Genomic DNA, 17,087 nt, shown 5'->3' on the forward strand with positions numbered 1-17,087 from the left:
ACTCATTGATAATTAGTCTATATTAAAGTGACTTCATTGCTTATTTCTTAAATTCGAAGTCATCGCTGCTTACAATCTGTGTAATTTAATAAGGATATTTTATGGCTAATTCAAACGAAGTTTACCAACCAATAGTTGGTGAATTGAAGCGTAACTGGGGTTGGATTTTAGGACTGGGAATACTTTTTCTATTCTTAGGCTGTATAGGTCTAGGTATGGTGGTTGGCTTGACCCTGGTAAGTATGTATTTTTTTGGTGCACTTCTAGTCGTCTCCGGTATAACTCATATTATTGATGTATTTAAACATAAAGAATGGAAAGGGATTATCTGGCAGGCTTTAATTGCAGTATTATATATTGCAGCAGGATGTCTGGTATTTTATGACCCATTCCTGGCATCAACCTTAATCACAGGTATTTTAGCTGCTGTACTGATCGTTATTGGATTCACACGTATTATTATGGCTTTAGTATTGCGAGAATCCAAAGGTTGGGGTTGGTTATTGTTAGCAGGTATCACCGCAATAATTCTTGGGGTACTGATATTAGCGCAATGGCCTATTAGCGGTCTCTGGGTAATTGGACTGTTTATTGCTATCGAGATGATAGTCAATGGCTGGACCTATATTTTTATTGCCCTATCCCTACGGGCTTCACAGTCCTAAAAGCATTATAAAACTGATCAATTAAATAACGGCGTCATTTTATTTCAATCTAGAATGACGCCGTTACATTCCAAAGTTAAACTGTTAACGTGATAATGCAATTCCAAAAGGTCCATTAAAGACACCTCCTGAATCCACACAACTCAAAAGACCACCATTAGCATTCATCCTGCAGACTAATACGACATTACTCAGATCAGTTACATAAGCAAAAGTTTCTGAATTATTTAATTCTATTGACGTTGGATTCTGGAATAACGAGGACGTGAATAAAGTACATGCCGTAAAGTTCCCACCTGAAACTGCGCATAATGAGACGCCTTCTCCAGGACTGCCCTGATTAGCCACATAGCCAATAAAATTTCGCTTATTAAGGGTAATGCCATTAGGCAAGGTAAAAATGCTACCAGGTCCTGAATCAGTACAAAGTCCAAACGTACCATCAGATTTTATTAAACACTTAACTACTTCATCACAACAGCTTATATATGCAAAAGTTTCCAGCTCGTTTAAAACAATCCCTAATGGAGCGGTCAAAGGTACCCCCGTTCCTCCCGCATTAAGACAATCAATAAACGCCCCATTAGAATCCAGAGAACACACTGATACATAATTGACATTAGTTACATAAGCGCGGGTACCCGCATTGTTCAAAGTGATGCTTTCAGGACTTACGAACGGTGTACTCCCTCCATTATAGTCAGTACATGAAACAAAATTTCCATTACTGTTCATCATACAACGTGAAACCGTTCCTCCGAATGAGTTGACTACATAAGCGATGTTTAGATTCTGATTGAGTGCGATTCCACCTGGGCCATTAAACGCATTACCCACTCCGGAATCATTGCACATACTAAATCGTCCATCAGGTAAAAAACCACATTGAGACACACTGCCATTACTTGAGTTAGTAATATAAGCAAATCCTGGATTAACGACGACCTTCAAAGATTGTGGGCTATTACTCGCATTGAGACCATTGGCGATGATGAACAAGGTTTCCGATGGTGGAAGGGGAGGAATGGTGTAATTAAGAAAACATCCTTGATTGGGAGCAAGAGTAGAACCACAAGTACTGGTAAAATAACCAGCTGGATAAGAAAGGGTTATATTATGAATGATTCCAGTTCCTGAATTAAACAGTTCAATAGCTCCTGAATCAATTGAAACCAGTCTTATGGTATTTCCAGGAATTGGCACCCCATTCTGACGAAACTCAAACCGCCCCAATCCAGGCGAAATAACAGAAATATTCAAACTCTGGGGTTGTGAGGGTTCTGAACATAAAAATGGATCGGGTGAGCCATTGTCATTTCTCTTACAAATAATCGGCCCACCAAAATGTCCTTTCGCGGGTATTTGACTTCCATTAATTTCAAGTTTCAATACACAGGACTGCTGAGGGTCAAGCACGAAAGTATCGGCGCAGTTCGATACGCCACCGCGAATCATGCTAATACCCGTAATAGGCGTCATCACCAGCGCACGACGCAATTTGGTTTTATTAGTAATCAGATAGGTTACATCCGCTTTACCAATGCTTGAAACCTGGACAATATTGCTATTCACAACTGTAGGGATAATAGTAAATTTTGGCTGTGAGCCCGAAAACAGAAGATTGGAGCAACACATAAATAAAATCAGGTGTGTTAAACGGAGTAACTTAGTTCCTTTCATTATTCTATCCCTGAGTATAAAAATTAATCGATAATTGGAAAACTCAAGCTGAATAAGGCATATTGTCCCTCTTCAGCTTCACAAGTAATAGTACCACCAAAGCCATTCATCACTAATTTACAAAAAGAAAGCCCTATACCTGTACCCATGAACGTCGTGGTATAGAAATGATTAAACAAACGAGAAACTTGTTGACTGGTCATCCCTTTAGCAGTGTCTTTAAAATGTAAATAATTGAATTTATCACCATATTCAGTCCAAATATGAATCTCGCCGCGTTGAGCGGTTGCAATCATGTAGAGTGCATTTTTTATTAAATTAAATAAGACATGCTGCATGAGCAACTTTGATCCTTTAAATTGAAAATCCCCTTCCCAGGAAATTAAAGTTCGCTCTCGTGGTGATAAGAAAGGATATCGTGAAATTGCTTCATTTAAACAATCTGCCATGGAGCACGTTTCCATAATACAATTCTGTATGGTGTTCTCGCGACCAGCCTTAACCAATAACATATCAATAATTGTATTCGCGTAATCAATCTCACTTACAATTCGATCACTAACGCCCTCCAGTTGCAGCAATCGCCGCTCTTTCAAAGGCGTTAGTATCAACTGATGTTCTTTCGCATGTTGATAACCTTGAATTAATCCTGGTAAATATTGAACCAGAGCCTGGGCACCACTTTTAATTCCCAATAAAGGAGTTCTCAATTCATGAGCAATCATTCCAGCAGCAGCTGCCATCCCGGCTAAACGTTGCTGTTGCAGCATGGCGGTTTTATAATTTAATGTAGAGCCTGCTATTATAGTAAAGAGGATGACTAAAGCCATTTCTATGTGCTCTTCGCCGAAATAGATGTGCGGAGATAGCCAGTAATATCCTATTAAAGCCATGCCAACACCTAAATTCAAGACGATGGTTAAGCTCAATAAATCGACGAGCAACACCAGCAAAAATACACTGCATAGCAAAGACATTGCTGAGATAACGCTGGCCTGATTCATCAAAAAAAGAAAAGTGAAAAAAAACGGTAAGGTAAACAATAAGGTTAAAAACCAATACCAGGATAAATAATTCTTCCATGGGGCTGGCCAGTAAGGAGTCAGCATTAATCCCAGACCTAACAAGCTGCCAATAAGACGTAACAGCAGGCTTTCATATGCTTGTGGGAACCAATACACCCAAATCAGATAAAAAAATGGAAATCCCAAAAATGCTATGGCGCCAACAGCAACCAATTGATGAGCTGAGTTAGATAAGCTTCGCTGCATGGATTCATCTAAATGCCTTACAATTTTCTTAATTTGCCACATCCCTAATCCCTTTCCTTTTAAAAAGTGTGTAGACAATTCATTCCCTTAGTTCCGCAAAAAAGTCTGGGTCGTCTTAAACGGAGGTGTCAATAAACCCAGGTTCAATGCTCTAAATAAATAATTTATTCTGGCAAAACATCCTGTCTCATCATGACAAACTGTTCAATCCAGTCTGGCCAGAATTCTAAATTGACTTAACTCCATTCCCTTAGCAGAATGAAAGAATCAATGCTATTATCAACGCTTATTTTACAAGCATCCGATAATCCATGAAGCAAAAAACCATTCGAATCGCTACACGTCAAAGTCCACTGGCTTTATGGCAAGCAAATCATGTCAGAGAGACTCTATTAAAGAAATGGCCATCCTTAAATATCGAATTACTGCCCATGGTAACCTCAGGTGACAAATTTCTTAAAGATAAATTATTAGTTGCCGGAGGAAAAGGTTTATTTGTTAAAGAACTTGAAGAGGCATTGCTGGATAAGAGAGCGGATTTAGCAGTACATTCTACAAAGGACATGCCCGCTGAACTCCCCTCTGGACTTAGCCTGGCTGCGATTTGTAAAAGACACAATCCTTATGATGCCCTGGTCAGCCCGAAATTCACCAATTGTGATGCGCTTCCTCTAAAAGCGATTGTGGGTACTTCAAGCCTTAGACGTCAATCTCAGTTACTGGCGTACAGACCAGATCTTCAAATCAAAACCTTACGTGGAAATATTAATACCCGACTTGCCAAACTCGAAGCGGGTGAATATGATGCCATTATCCTGGCAGCAGCCGGACTTGAGCGTATGGGGCTGGAGCAATCGATTACCGAGCTGCTATCGGAAGACATCATGTTACCCGCGTGCGGTCAAGGCGCTTTATGTATTGAATGCCGATCCGATGATCAAGACATTCAAAATATAATTAGCATTTTAAATGACCCGGTTACTTCACTTTGTGTTCACACTGAACGAACAGTCAATGCTCAACTCGGTGGTAATTGTCATGTTCCACTCGCTGTTTTTTGTAAAATGACCTCCAACAACCAACTCCAGTTGAGAGCAAAAATTTTAAATCCGAATGGCTCTCAGATCATCGACAACACTCAGACAGGAACGATGGAACAGGCCCATCAATTGGCAATGCAATGCAGTCAAAATCTCTTAAACAGAGGAGCGGCAACATTACTGGATACTCTGTCAGAATGAGCCAGTCACTGCATGGGCTTCGCGTCTTGAATACTCGACCCAAAGAACAGGCCTACGCGCTCAATAACGCAATTATTGAAGCTGGTGGAATAGCCATTGCATGCCCTACTCTGGATATCGTTGAATCTGAAGTTCAATGGATAAACTCATTACCCGATTTAAAAACCGTGAGTCATGCTATATTTATAAGCGCTAACGCGGTGCATTATTGTTTTACTCAATTATTACGTCATAAAATCGTGTGGCCCAAGCATATTAATGTCATCGCCATTGGGCAGGGAAGTGCAAAAGAGCTAAGTAAGTTTCATATTGAAATCAATGATATTCCTGAAGTTCCAGATAGCGAACATTTGTTAGCACTCCATTGTTTACAACAATTAAAAAATCGAACCGTGCTATTATTTAAGGGGGAAGGTGGAAGGCCGCTTATTGAACAAACGCTAATAGAAAAGGGAGCCAATTTATTCAGCCTGGCAGTATACAAACGAGTAATGCCTGAGGTTCAACATCAATTTATCAATTCGTTATGGCGCGAAGATTTAGTGGATATTATACTGTTAACAAGTGAACAGTCCATGCATAACCTTTTTAAGATGTTCTGCAAAGACGCACATGACTGGTTAAAAAACAAACCCACTATTGTTCTAAGTGAGCGACTTGCTAACTCAGCTGCATTAAGTGGTATTACACAGATTATAATAAGCCATCCTGACAGGATGATGAGTACATTGTTTGATTATTATCAAGGATTAATCCATGGCAAATAGCAATGAAGAAGAAACAAAAGGAACAACTCAAGTACAGCATAACTCTGAGACTGTGCCTGATAATCCAGTACAAGAACACGGTAATTTGACCAATAACAAAAACAATTCATTACTATCAAGTTCTGCCCTGATTATTGCCATTGTAGCCATAGTTATTAATCTTTATAACAATCAGATCAATAAAAAATTACAAACGCATTTAGTAGATGAGAATAAGACCCTGATGAGCCAAGTTGAAGATTTAGGGCAAAATCAATCCAACATCCAGGATCAATTCACTGAGAAAGAAAATAAAATACAACAAGCACATAACAACTTGCAAATCCGAATTGAAGGTTTAAATAAAGAGCTGCAAATTGCTATGAAACAACGCCTGTATCAAAATCAGGATTGGCTCCTTCTCAAAGCACGATATTACCTGGAGTTAGCGCAAATCAATACTCATTGGAGCGATAATTATAACGCATCGATCTCCCTGCTTCAGCAAGCCGACAAGCTGTTAAGTCAAGTAAACAACCCTCAGATTTTTGATATTCGACAAGTAATCGCTAAAGAGATTGCTCAGTTAAAAGCTGTACCAACTGTTGATATTCCAGGATTACTGAGCCAGCTGGATGCAGCACAACTCAGTGTCAACACTCTGACCGTCCAATCTCCTCTCGAAAAAAATAAATTAACTGACCAGACGGAATTGTCTCAATCATCCGATTCCTCAAGCTGGAAAGCACGGTTAAAAAACAGTCTCAAATTATTAGAACAAGTGGTTATTGTCCGCCGCACCGATGAAAACATCAAACCACTCATGTCTCCCTTGTTCGAATCCGCATTAAAAGAGAACATTCGACTGAGTCTCCAGGAAGCGCAATGGGCCTTACTGAATAACAACTCGACTGTTTACCAATTTGCACTGACACAAGCCAGTAATAACATTAAAAGAATATTTGATGAAAAAGCACAAGATACTGCTGCCTTGTTAAATCAAATAGCAGAATTACAGCACATTAAAATAATGCAGGAAAAACCAGTTACAGGTGCTGCCCTGCCTCAGCTTAATCAGATAATTGAAAGTAATGAATCACAGGACAATCCAATAAATAACAGCGAGAAGGGAGTGAACTGATAATGATACGAATTCTCGTTGCATTTATTATCTTATTAGGTTCGGTATATCTGGGAATTCAACTCAATTACGATCCAGGCTATGTGTTGATCGCAATTAATCACTGGACTATCGAAACCACTTTATGGGTAACGCTATTTGGTCTGCTGTTCTTATTTATGATACTGCATATTTTTTTACAATTTTGTCATAAAATTGCAAGAACCCCTGGGGCTCTGAGCAAATGGAATTCTCGACGGTTAGCTCAAAAAGCCCAGGCGACAACCCGAAAAGGCTTAATTGAATACAGCGAAGGCTATTGGCAAAAAGCAAAAAATCATTTAATCCAGGCCCTACCCAATACAGACACTCCTCTGCTTAATTATTTAACGGCTGCACGAGCCGCGCAAAAGATGGGAGACAGTCAATTACGAGACCATTATTTACGTGAAGCCCAACAATCAATGCCAGAAGCTAAAATTGCTGTGGAGTTAACCCAGGCACAGCTGCAGCTTGCAAATCATCAATGGGAGCAAGCACTAGCAACGCTAAGACATTTACAAGATTTGGCGCCTCGACATCCCTATGTTTTGAAATTGTTAATGAACCTCTATGAAGAAGTCCGGGATTGGCCTCAATTAATAGCACTTTTACCCGATTTAAAAAAATATCATGTGATTTCCGATAGTGCTTTTGATCAATTACAAAAAAATACCTATCAGCAAGCAATAATTGATTTAACCAAACAGCATCAATCCGAAGCTGTATCCAATCTTTTTAATTCACTCCCCAAATCGTTAACCTATAATTCCGAAATAGTTTCTGAATATGTCCGCTACTTATATGGAAAGCAGGAATATGCCCAGGCAGAAGCCTTATTAAGACGTAGTCTTCGCAAAGAATTTGATTCTCATCTCATTGAGCTATACGGTTTGTTTTATAATGATGAACATCAATTATCCTTTGCTGAATCATTGCTTAAAAAAAATCCTCATTCAGCTCCCTTGTATTTATGTTTAGGACGGCTCTGTATAGCCCAACATTTATGGGGAAAAGCGAAACAATATCTGGAACAATCTAATGAATTAAACCCAACCCCTTCTGCTTACAATGAACTGGGTAAACTTTACGAAAAACTGAACGACCCTTTTCTGGCATGTCAGAGTTTCAGAAAGGGATTGGAGTTAGCGATAAATAAGCTTGAGTAAGCACCCCCCTCAAAACCTGAAAGTGTCAAGAGGCAATCTTAGTACAACGGTTCACTAATTCTGTCCAGTGACACGTTGTACCAGGACTTAAGATAAAGTTCTGTTAACGAAAAGATTGGCGTGTTTCGTAATTCCTGAATCAGTTAAATCCAGGACATTGGTGAATGACAGGCATCATTACAATCTTTTTCTGTCTTTTCGGTCTGAATCGTCACATGTTGTATCCCGAATTGTTTTCTCAACTGCTCAACCATTTCTGCTCGAGACTCGTCAGTTAGAAAATCATTAGGCATATAGAGATGTACTGACAAAGCATTTTCTTTAGTACTCATAGCCCAGATATGCAAATCATGAATACTCTGAACACCTGGCCAGGAAATCAGGAACTCGCTTACCGCAGCCCAGGAAATCGCTCTGGGAACTCCGTCAATAATTAATCTGAAACTATCAGCAAATAAGGACCAGGTTCCTTTTAGAATGACCAAGGCAATTAATATGCCCACAACCGGATCTATCCACAACCAGCCAGTCCAATACAATAATGCAGCAGAAAAAACTACGCCAACAGAAACCAGGGCATCATAAAACAAATGCAAATAAGCTCCACGGATGTTGAGATCATCGGAGCCGCGCAAAAATAATAAGGCCGTAGTACCATTTACAATGATTCCAATTCCCGCAACAATCATTACGGACACCGCTTGAATTTCCGTAGGAGACATTAATTTATACACTGCCTCAGTGGCAATTATCCCGCAAGTAAAAATCAGTAACCCACCGTTAACCAAAGCGGCCAATATGGACGTTTTCTTCAAACCATAAGTTGCTTTTTTTGTCGGTTTAAGACTCATTAGGCCTATAGCAATCCAAGCCAGAATTAAACCCAGTACGTCACCTAAATTATGAAACGCATCGGCTAATAAACTGGTCGAATTGGCTATATACGCATAGACAATCTGTAACACCACAAAGACACTATTCGCAATAATCGCAATTAAAAAGGACTTATTATAAGTTACCTCACCGTGACTATGACCATGATGGTCATGATGGTTATCTGCTCCCTCATGCGAATGCTTACTCATAATGTTCCTTATTGTTGCTGCTCATCGGTATAATAATTAATCCCTATTTTAATTCTGTCACGAGTTTTCTGTTTTCGCCAGGCATTGGTGTCTCTTAAAGAATACACACAACCACAATACTCCTGTTTATAAAACTCTTCCCGTTTGGCGATCTCATACATTCGTTCCGATCCGCCATTTTTTCTCCAGTTATAAGTCCAATACACCAGCTCCGGATAATGACTTGCTGCACGAACACCACAATCGTTAATTTGGTTCATATCTTTCCAGCGCGATATCCCCAGTGAACTGCAAATAACTGGAAACCCATGCTCATGTGCATATAAAGCAGTTCGTTCAAAACGCATATCAAAACACATAGTACATCGTTTACCGCGCTCCGGCTCCCATTCTAATCCCTTGGCTCGCTCAAACCAATTATCTTTATCATAATCAGCATCGATAAATGGGATATTATGCTTTTCGGCAAATTTTATATTTTCCTGTTTCCTGATTTCATATTCTTGTACCGGATGGATATTGGGATTATAAAAGTATATGGCAAATTCAATTTCTGAAAAGACCAATGCTTCCATTACCTCTCCAGAGCATGGTGCGCAGCAGGAATGTAATAATAATTTATTTGCGCCATTAGGCAGCTCCAGTCGTTCTCTTTGTATCATTTTGTTACTTCCGGCATGTTGATGAAATGCTGACGATAATATGCTAACTCGTTAATTGAATCTTTAATATCATCTAAAGCAAGATGTTTGGATTCTTTAACCAGTCCACTCAATAACTCGGGTCTCCAACGAATAACCAGTTCTTTTAAAGTGCTTACATCCAGATTTCGATAGTGAAAAAAAGCAGCAAGCTCAGGCATATATTTATATAAAAATCGTCTATCCTGGCAAATACTATTCCCACACATAGGTGATTTACCTTTATCCAGATATTGTTTCAAAAAATCAATGGTCAATTGCTCTGCCTGCGCTTCACCAATCTGACTTTCCAATACCCGTTTAACCAAGCCCGACTGATTATGTTGCCTCGTATTCCAGGCATCCATTCCATCAATTAAGCTTTTAGGTTGAGATACAGCAATAACAGGCCCCTCTGCCAAAATATTCAGGTGAGGATCAGTAACGATAGTGGCCATTTCTATAATTCTATCCTGCTCAGGCTCCAAACCTGTCATTTCCAAATCTATCCATATTAAATTTTGATTATTTTTCATTTCATTTCCAGGAATTTAGTAATTGTTTTACACTGGCTACGCGACGTGCATGCAGAGCCTCTTTTATGGCTTTTCCTTCATAACCCTGCGCTATTAATTCTTTGGGGTTTACTTTAACACATTCGGCTAAAATTTTAGACCATAATTCCATTTGCTTATAATCTACGGGTTTTCCACGCCCTTCTGCATCAGCCCGGCACGCGATAAGTACATTATGAAACAGATGAGGCCTTCGAAAAGCGTCTGTACGCTCCAATACATCCACTATGGTATTGGCACGTAATTCAAATAAACGATGGATGATCAGATGATATCTTGATACAAGCGTAGCCAAAACACGATAATCATTCGGTATTCGCAATCGCGTACACAAAGCTTCTATAACCGCCACCCCAGAGTCTTCATGTCTATAATGTTTTGGCCATTCGCGAATCGGCGTCAATAGTTTACCCAAGTCATGAACTAAGGCCGCAAAGCGAATAACAGGATCCGGGCTTAAGGCTACAGCAGACTGCAAGACCAATAAACTATGAACACCACTGTCAATTTCATGGTGATGGTGAAAAGGATTGGGTACCCCAAACAAGGAGTTAATTTCAGGAAGAATCACTTCCAAAGCACCACAGGAACGCAGGGTAGTAATAAACTGTTCAGGATTCTTTTCTTCAAGGCTCCTCTGAAATTCCTGCCAAACACGTTCAGGAACCAAATGGGATAATTCGCCTCGTTTAACCATTGCATACATTAACGACCGCGTTTCATTAGCCAGGGTAAAACCAAGACTATGAAATCGGGAAGCAAAACGGGCGACTCTGAGAACTCGTACCGGATCCTCTATAAAAGCAGGGGAAACATGGCGTAATATTTTGTTATTGATATCTTGTTGTCCATTATAAGGATCAATTAAGTTGCCCTGTTCATCCATTGCCATCGCATTAATGGTTAAATCACGACGAGCCAAATCTTCCTCAAGGGTTACTGTGGTACTAAAATCACAATCAAAACCATAATACCCTGGAGCAGATTTTCGTTCCGTTCTTGCCAAAGCATATTCTTCATTGGTTTGCGGATGCAAAAAAACAGGAAAATCACGACCCACCTGTCTAAACTTATTGTTGAGCAATTGTTCCGGAGTTGAACCAACAACAACCCAATCACGTTCCTTAACTGGAATACCCAATAATTGATCCCGAACGGCACCACCCACCAAGTAGACTTTCATTAAATATGATTTACCTTCATACTGTATCATTAATAAACGAAACAATTATAGTATAGATCGACACCATGAGTAAAAGACGGATTAATAAACAACAATCAGCACGCATAGAAAAAATACAGCAAAATTATCAAGAGGAAAAAGAAAACAATCCTGACTCTCTGGCTGATGGTCTAGTTATTACTCGATTCAGCAGACATGTTGAAATTGAAGACAACCAGGGCAATCGAATTCGCTGTTCCATCAGACCCAATCTGGATACGTTGGTTGCTGGTGATCGCATTGTTTGGCAAACAGAAGGAGTGAAACAGGGCGTAGTAGTTAGCCTGTATCCTAGAGGGAGTATCCTGGCAAGACCAACCAGCACCGGTTTGAAAAAACCGGTGGCAGCAAATATAACGCAACTGATCATTGTTATTGCTCCTAAACCTGAAATCAGTTGGCCATTGCTCGACAGTTACCTCATCATGGCCGAAATCCTTCATCTTCACGCGGTTATTCTCCTGAATAAAACCGATCTCCCCTGTGATGATCTGAGATCACAATTAATCAATGATTATCAAGCCTTGGGTTATCCTATAATGATGACCCATACAAAAGACGTCATAGGGTTTGAACAGCTTAAACAAAGTCTGAACCATCAGATTAATGTTTTTGTAGGGCAATCAGGTGTAGGTAAATCTTCAATAATTTCCAGAATTCTTCCTCATGAAGAAGGCATTGCGACTAACGAACTCTCTGACGGTAGTGAATTAGGACGACATACCACAAGCAACTCTCGGTACTATCATTTACCGAGTGGTGGTGCCTTAATCGATTCGCCAGGAGTTAGAGAATTTAGTCTCTGGGATATAGATACGTCCCTGCTTGCTCAGGGATATACTGAATTTAAACCATTCCTGTCGCAGTGCAAGTTTCGTAATTGTACCCATATAGATACCCCTCACTGCGCCATAATTGAAGCGGTAAAGAATGGCACAGTATCTATGAGACGGTATGAAAACTTCATAAAACTGTGTACTCAATTTAGCAAAAACAAATTCTAAATGCAGTTCAGCCAACTTCAAATCAGAGTGATAAACGCCATAAATAAAGCATAAAAATAAAAAATGCATATTCTATATATGCATTTAATTAGATGATTCTGGTATGAAGTGAAGGGCCTACATCCCTTGATTTATTTGAGATGTTTCTGCTGGCTCAGAAGCGGATGTTTCTCTGAAGTCAGGGGCACCTAAAGGTTGACTCGGTGCACGAGGCATTTTCGGCTCACCGATAAAAGGAGGCTCTTATATGGGTCCAGTTTGATCGGGTTTATCCAGAACATCATTTATTGGTTCACTGTCTAAAACTCGACTGCTTGCCTTCGCTGAACTAAAGAAGCTTTGAGGTGCGTCGGACACGGAATTTGGATGATATTTTTTCGGTACAACACGTTCGAGTGGTTCAGGGCCCAACACTTTCCCAACCCCGGCAACTAGCGAAAAGATTACCGCGTTAAGTCCCATGCGAAGCGGTAATTGTTTTGCTGCATTTTTACCAAACTCTTTTAAAACAAGCTTGGGATCCGCATTAAAGCGATAATAAAATTCTTTAACCAGGCTAAATGTGCTTTTATTATACAGCTTACCATCCACAACAGTTGACCTGACCGCTAAACCATCCTTAAATGCCGCTAATGGAAAAGTAAGGCCAGCTGCAAATACGCCACTTAAAGCACCCGCAGTAAAATGCAGCATACACTCATCTTTTATTGGTAATTTATTCGCAATTTGATCTTCAAGCACACATAAGGAAGCAAAGTTAATTACCCCTAAGGCATACCTTGGAGTAAACCCACCGGCCAACAATCTGCTCGAGTTATGAATGGTGTTCCATTTAAAATCATCAGGAAGAAGGCCTGGCACCTTTTTCAATTGTGAGAGTGACTCCGGTATCTGCGTTATCACCACCTCACCTGCAGCCAAACTCATTACATGAGCAAGATTTATTAATTTCGAAGGCTTATTTTCTTCAATAAGGGCCCTATTTTCCTTTGTAAATCCTTCTTCTCTAATCAATCCTTCTTCTATGGGCTTTGAGCTCTTTGCACCGGTTACATACACAGTCCTTACTGCTGAGCCTGAAAGTGACACGCTAGTTCCTCGATATAATGCTCCCAGTAATCCGAAAACACCACCAGAGTATAGCGGGATTAACGTACCATTTTTAGCTTGACTCAGTAGCATGGCTTTAAATGGACCTTGTGCTGCAACAATACTGGCACTGGTAAAAAAAGCCAGTGAAGTAAAGTTTGCCAAATCCCATCCTTTTTGGTACATCATTTGAGCTGATGGCAAAAATGAACACGTTGGTTTTGAATTTGAAGCAAATCCTTGTGCTGGTGTCGCTGAAGCGGTCTCATCCACGCCACCTGCTTTTGGTTCAGATTTACTGTACATAATTCATCCGTTGTTACTTTATTAATACTAACTTGTATTATAATGATTTTTTTATAATCAAACATTGACAAAGGGTGTTTTTTGATGGCATTGAGGTTAAATTGCGCTCTCAATGCATTTTTATTGACAAAATAAACTAAAATTAGTACAAACCCAAAGAAGTGATGAAGTTCTTTTCGGTAAATTGACCTTAGTGATACTATAAAACAATTGATCAACAAGCTTATCGCTAAAGTACTGTCTGAAAAATCTTTTCCCCACCCTCAGTTAGTTTTGATAATAGTTACGGCTTTGCACTATGAATTGCTGATTTTATAGTTCAGATTATGTTGGAGCACCCAAATAATCCAAGCACACAGCACTATTTCTAGCCGCCTCTAGTTCTCCAACCGTTAAAATAGGGCGACCCAGACCTCTCAGATACTCAAACATCAATTGACGTGAGCTCTCGTTCAAGCTCAGATTAGGAGAATGTAAGGCCTCTTTAAAGGCATCGATAATACTACTGACCAGTTTTAAACCAGTCATTGAAATGGTTACCTTTGAATTATCTGCCCTACTAACAAACGCATAAAACAACACTGAGCGTCCTGGCTGGTTCAAATTAATGTGAATTAATCTGTTTCCAATATGATTAACACAATTATCCAGAAAAATAGTCCTGGCTCTAGTTAAGTCATACAACTGCAGTAAAATTCTCAAACTGGCTTTATCCTGAGGATCGAATTTCTTCAATAAATTAGTAAAAAGTATATTCACACGAAAGCGTTTCAATAAATCACTGCAATTCTGCGCGTAGGTCTGGACTAAATCATCAAGAAAATGATTAATATACGGCGTTATAACAGGGCTAGTCGGCTTAAAATGCAATAAGGCATGCAGCATTAATTCAGGTTCATACCAAAATATATCAAGCTTATCCAATCTTCCTTGTCCTACATACTCATACCACATCGTTGTAGAATAAAAATGTGAAATCCACGAAAGTATACCCTTTCTTACAGGAGCCGGAGCAAAAAAACGTTCCTTCACCAATAAATAGTTGCCCTCTAAATCATGCTCTCTGTTTTCAGTTAGTGCAGGTAAAAAATAGTGATAAATTTCCTTCGCCTCGGGAAAAACATAATTGTCCTGATCCCATAAACTGATTGTCCCTCCGATAAAAGGCCACATTTCAAAGGCAGTAGTCATCAAAGATACAATTAAGCAGTAACATTGATGCAAATGATCATTATAAGGTAAAGAAGAAGATGCTACAGGCTGACTGCTGCTACTGCTGCTGGATTGGTGATCCGGCAAGGAGCTGTATACAAATTCCAAAACCCCAAGAGAACTCTTCAATGCTGGATGCATGCGATATAGCCATAACAACAATGCTTCAAGCAAATTATCCAAATCATAACCACGAGACATATTTATAGCGATTAAAAAGTCCAGTAAATAATAGTCCCGCGATTGAAAAGAAATGTGTTGTCCATAAAAATAATTAATATTATTTAAATCGCCGTGTGATACGAGCTTAAAAAAATCTTTGGCAGCTTTTTTAAAAGTCGCATACTCTGCCCCGGAAAATTTCAAGATATAATATTTTTCTACCAACCCTAATAAACGCGGTACTAACTCAAAAGGCATTTCCCCCTTATCCAAAAGATGAGGAAAAACTTTTCTATTCATAAAATCCCAGAAGTTTACAAATACTTCACTGCCGATTTTAAATTCACCATTAGTTTGTTTACAGGATTTTAATCTGCTTAGCTCGTCTATGGTTACCAGATTTAATTTGGTATTTGAGATATCCCGATAAGTAGACAGCCTTAATCCATTATTTAACAAATGCTCACAAAACCCTCTCTTACGGTACAGAGTTTTTCCTCCATGCCCTACATAAAAGTTTTCCATTCGGGTTGTTTCAGTTAAAAAAGTTAAATTGTTGAAGTCTTTGAAGTTAGTTATAGAAGGAATCAATATCTGATAAAGGTGCTTTTTGGTATACTCAGCTAACTCCTGGGCAAAACAAATCCATATCTGATTTACCCCTTGGCAGTTCAACGTATAATCATCTTCAGTATCAATTACACTGATCCAGCGTTCTTTATATGATTTCAATAAAAACTGGACATCTGCAGTACTAATAGTATCCTCTGGATTTCTATCTTTAAACTGAGCAATGATGGATTTATTTAATCGGGTATCACAGGGAATTAATGTACCTGACGCTCCTAATTCCTGTATAAGCTGTATCACTCTGAGCACTAACATCTAAAATAACAATCCTTTACAAAATCAAAATTGGACACAGTATAACTGTTCAATAAATAACAAATCCTAATAATACCCTAATCCAGGAACCAAGATAAGCATTTCTATCAAATAATCAATAATAATGCTAATGTTGTACTAGGGGCTGTTGACATTTTCAATTTCGACGTCCCGCGACTTGTTCGCGGGATCCAGTTCGATCTTGATGAATACATTATGTTTGTAAATGATACTTGATCTCTGGATCCCACGAACAAGTCGCGGGACGTTGGAAATAAATAGATGAATTGTCAACACACCCTAAAGGATGACTCATGAACTTAATAAAATGGAACAGTATAAATTATAACCCTGAGGCTCTCATTTCATAATGTAACACAACTTTTATGACCCATTTCGATGGGATGCCGACCAAAAGTCTTATAGTATTAAAGTGTATATTGAATATCATTTTTTTAGCTCTGACGATGCGATGATGATTGAGCAAGTTTAAGTTATTTCTGGGGAACGTCATGACATTATATATATATTGGTTTTTGCTGGCTTTGATTCTACTTGGTCTGGAGATGGCAACTGGAACGTTTTATTTATTAATCGTAGCTATTGCGATGGCTGTTGGTGGTACCTTCGCTTTATTTGGTATGACGTTTTCGGCGCAACTCGCACTGGCAGGATTGGCAAGTTTCGCGGGTATCGTTGTGTTGCGCCGCTGGAAGAGCAAACATACTTCTGATGCATCAGCTCTAAGCCTGGACATTGGTCAGCCAGTAGAAGTGTTAACCTGGAAAGATGATGGAACGGCACGTGTCTTTTATCGCGGTACAGAATGGAATGCAGAACTGGAAACAAAAGAGATTGGGCATGAAGGTGGTTTTTATATAAAGGATATACGAGGTTCTGTTCTTATTTTATCAATTCGAAAACCGATTTGACTTA

The 17,087-nt window shown here is 39.3% G+C and carries 15 protein-coding genes; 7 read left to right on the plus strand and 8 right to left on the minus strand.

What is annotated here, in order from left to right; translation table 11 throughout:
* Positions 1-101: 101 nt before the first annotated feature.
* Positions 102-665, plus strand: a complete 564-nt coding sequence (locus Lqua_RS03195) for an HdeD family acid-resistance protein (protein ID WP_058472840.1) — start codon at positions 102-104, stop codon at positions 663-665.
* Positions 666-749: 84 nt separating this feature from the next.
* On the opposite strand, the gene Lqua_RS03200 is transcribed toward Lqua_RS03195, so the two are convergent.
* Together Lqua_RS03200 and Lqua_RS03205 are read right to left on the minus strand one after the other, a co-directional pair.
* Positions 750-2,345, minus strand: a complete 1,596-nt coding sequence (locus Lqua_RS03200; RefSeq protein ID WP_058472841.1) for an NHL repeat-containing protein — start codon at positions 2,343-2,345, stop codon at positions 750-752.
* Between the two features lie 23 nt (positions 2,346-2,368).
* Positions 2,369-3,658, minus strand: a complete 1,290-nt coding sequence (locus tag Lqua_RS03205; RefSeq protein WP_058472842.1) for a sensor histidine kinase — start codon at positions 3,656-3,658, stop codon at positions 2,369-2,371.
* Between the two features lie 269 nt (positions 3,659-3,927).
* On the opposite strand from Lqua_RS03205, the gene hemC reads away from it, so the two are divergent.
* The 4 genes from hemC to Lqua_RS03225 are packed head-to-tail and all read left to right on the plus strand — an operon-like array spanning position 3,928 to position 7,931.
* Positions 3,928-4,857: a hydroxymethylbilane synthase gene (gene hemC / locus Lqua_RS03210; protein ID WP_058472843.1), complete on the plus strand. Its 930-nt coding sequence runs from the start codon at positions 3,928-3,930 to the stop codon at positions 4,855-4,857.
* On the plus strand, positions 4,854-5,624 hold the full coding sequence (locus Lqua_RS03215; RefSeq protein WP_058472844.1) for a uroporphyrinogen-III synthase: 771 nt from the start codon (positions 4,854-4,856) through the stop codon (positions 5,622-5,624). Before hemC ends, Lqua_RS03215 begins: the two co-directional genes overlap by 4 nt.
* Positions 5,614-6,744 carry a uroporphyrinogen-III C-methyltransferase gene (locus Lqua_RS03220; protein WP_058472845.1) on the plus strand — a complete coding sequence of 377 codons (1,131 nt, stop codon included), beginning with the start codon at positions 5,614-5,616 and terminating at the stop codon, positions 6,742-6,744. Before Lqua_RS03215 ends, Lqua_RS03220 begins: the two co-directional genes overlap by 11 nt.
* A 2-nt stretch (positions 6,745-6,746) precedes the next feature.
* On the plus strand, positions 6,747-7,931 hold the full coding sequence (locus Lqua_RS03225) for a heme biosynthesis HemY N-terminal domain-containing protein (RefSeq protein WP_058472846.1): 1,185 nt from the start codon (positions 6,747-6,749) through the stop codon (positions 7,929-7,931).
* 143 nt (positions 7,932-8,074) lie between these two features.
* Here the strand turns inward: Lqua_RS03225 and Lqua_RS03230 are convergent, their stop codons facing one another.
* From Lqua_RS03230 to Lqua_RS03245, 4 genes are read right to left on the minus strand one after another with little or no spacing between them, the layout of a single operon-like run.
* On the minus strand, positions 8,075-9,016 hold the full coding sequence (locus Lqua_RS03230; protein WP_058472847.1) for a cation diffusion facilitator family transporter: 942 nt from the start codon (positions 9,014-9,016) through the stop codon (positions 8,075-8,077).
* An 8-nt stretch (positions 9,017-9,024) separates the two neighbouring features.
* Complete coding sequence (locus Lqua_RS03235) at positions 9,025-9,678, minus strand: epoxyqueuosine reductase QueH (protein ID WP_058472848.1); 654 nt, start codon at positions 9,676-9,678, stop codon at positions 9,025-9,027.
* Positions 9,675-10,232, minus strand: a complete 558-nt coding sequence (gene orn, locus Lqua_RS03240) for an oligoribonuclease (RefSeq protein ID WP_058472849.1) — start codon at positions 10,230-10,232, stop codon at positions 9,675-9,677. The genes Lqua_RS03235 and orn overlap by 4 nt, the downstream gene beginning before the upstream one ends.
* Before the next feature lies 1 nt (position 10,233).
* Positions 10,234-11,454 (minus strand): multifunctional CCA addition/repair protein, encoded by a 1,221-nt coding sequence (locus Lqua_RS03245; protein WP_058473072.1) that lies wholly within the window; start codon positions 11,452-11,454, stop codon positions 10,234-10,236.
* A 65-nt stretch (positions 11,455-11,519) separates the two neighbouring features.
* Here Lqua_RS03245 and rsgA point away from each other — a divergent pair, with 65 nt between their 5' ends.
* The gene (gene rsgA / locus Lqua_RS03250; RefSeq protein ID WP_058472850.1) at positions 11,520-12,497 is read left to right on the plus strand and encodes a ribosome small subunit-dependent GTPase A; all 978 of its coding nucleotides are present in this window, start codon (positions 11,520-11,522) and stop codon (positions 12,495-12,497) included.
* 243 nt (positions 12,498-12,740) lie between these two features.
* Here rsgA and Lqua_RS03255 read toward each other — a convergent pair whose 3' ends face one another.
* Positions 12,741-13,892: a hypothetical protein gene (locus tag Lqua_RS03255; RefSeq protein WP_058472851.1), complete on the minus strand. Its 1,152-nt coding sequence runs from the start codon at positions 13,890-13,892 to the stop codon at positions 12,741-12,743.
* A 324-nt stretch (positions 13,893-14,216) separates the two neighbouring features.
* Positions 14,217-16,151 (minus strand): hypothetical protein, encoded by a 1,935-nt coding sequence (locus Lqua_RS03260; protein ID WP_058472852.1) that lies wholly within the window; start codon positions 16,149-16,151, stop codon positions 14,217-14,219.
* A 512-nt stretch (positions 16,152-16,663) separates the two neighbouring features.
* Here Lqua_RS03260 and Lqua_RS03265 point away from each other — a divergent pair.
* Complete coding sequence (locus Lqua_RS03265; protein WP_058472853.1) at positions 16,664-17,083, plus strand: NfeD family protein; 420 nt, start codon at positions 16,664-16,666, stop codon at positions 17,081-17,083.
* The last annotated feature ends 4 nt before the right edge of the window (positions 17,084-17,087 follow it).

It is taken from the genome of Legionella quateirensis (genome assembly GCF_001467955.1).
In the GTDB taxonomy this organism is placed as follows: Bacteria; Pseudomonadota; Gammaproteobacteria; order Legionellales; family Legionellaceae; genus Legionella; species Legionella quateirensis.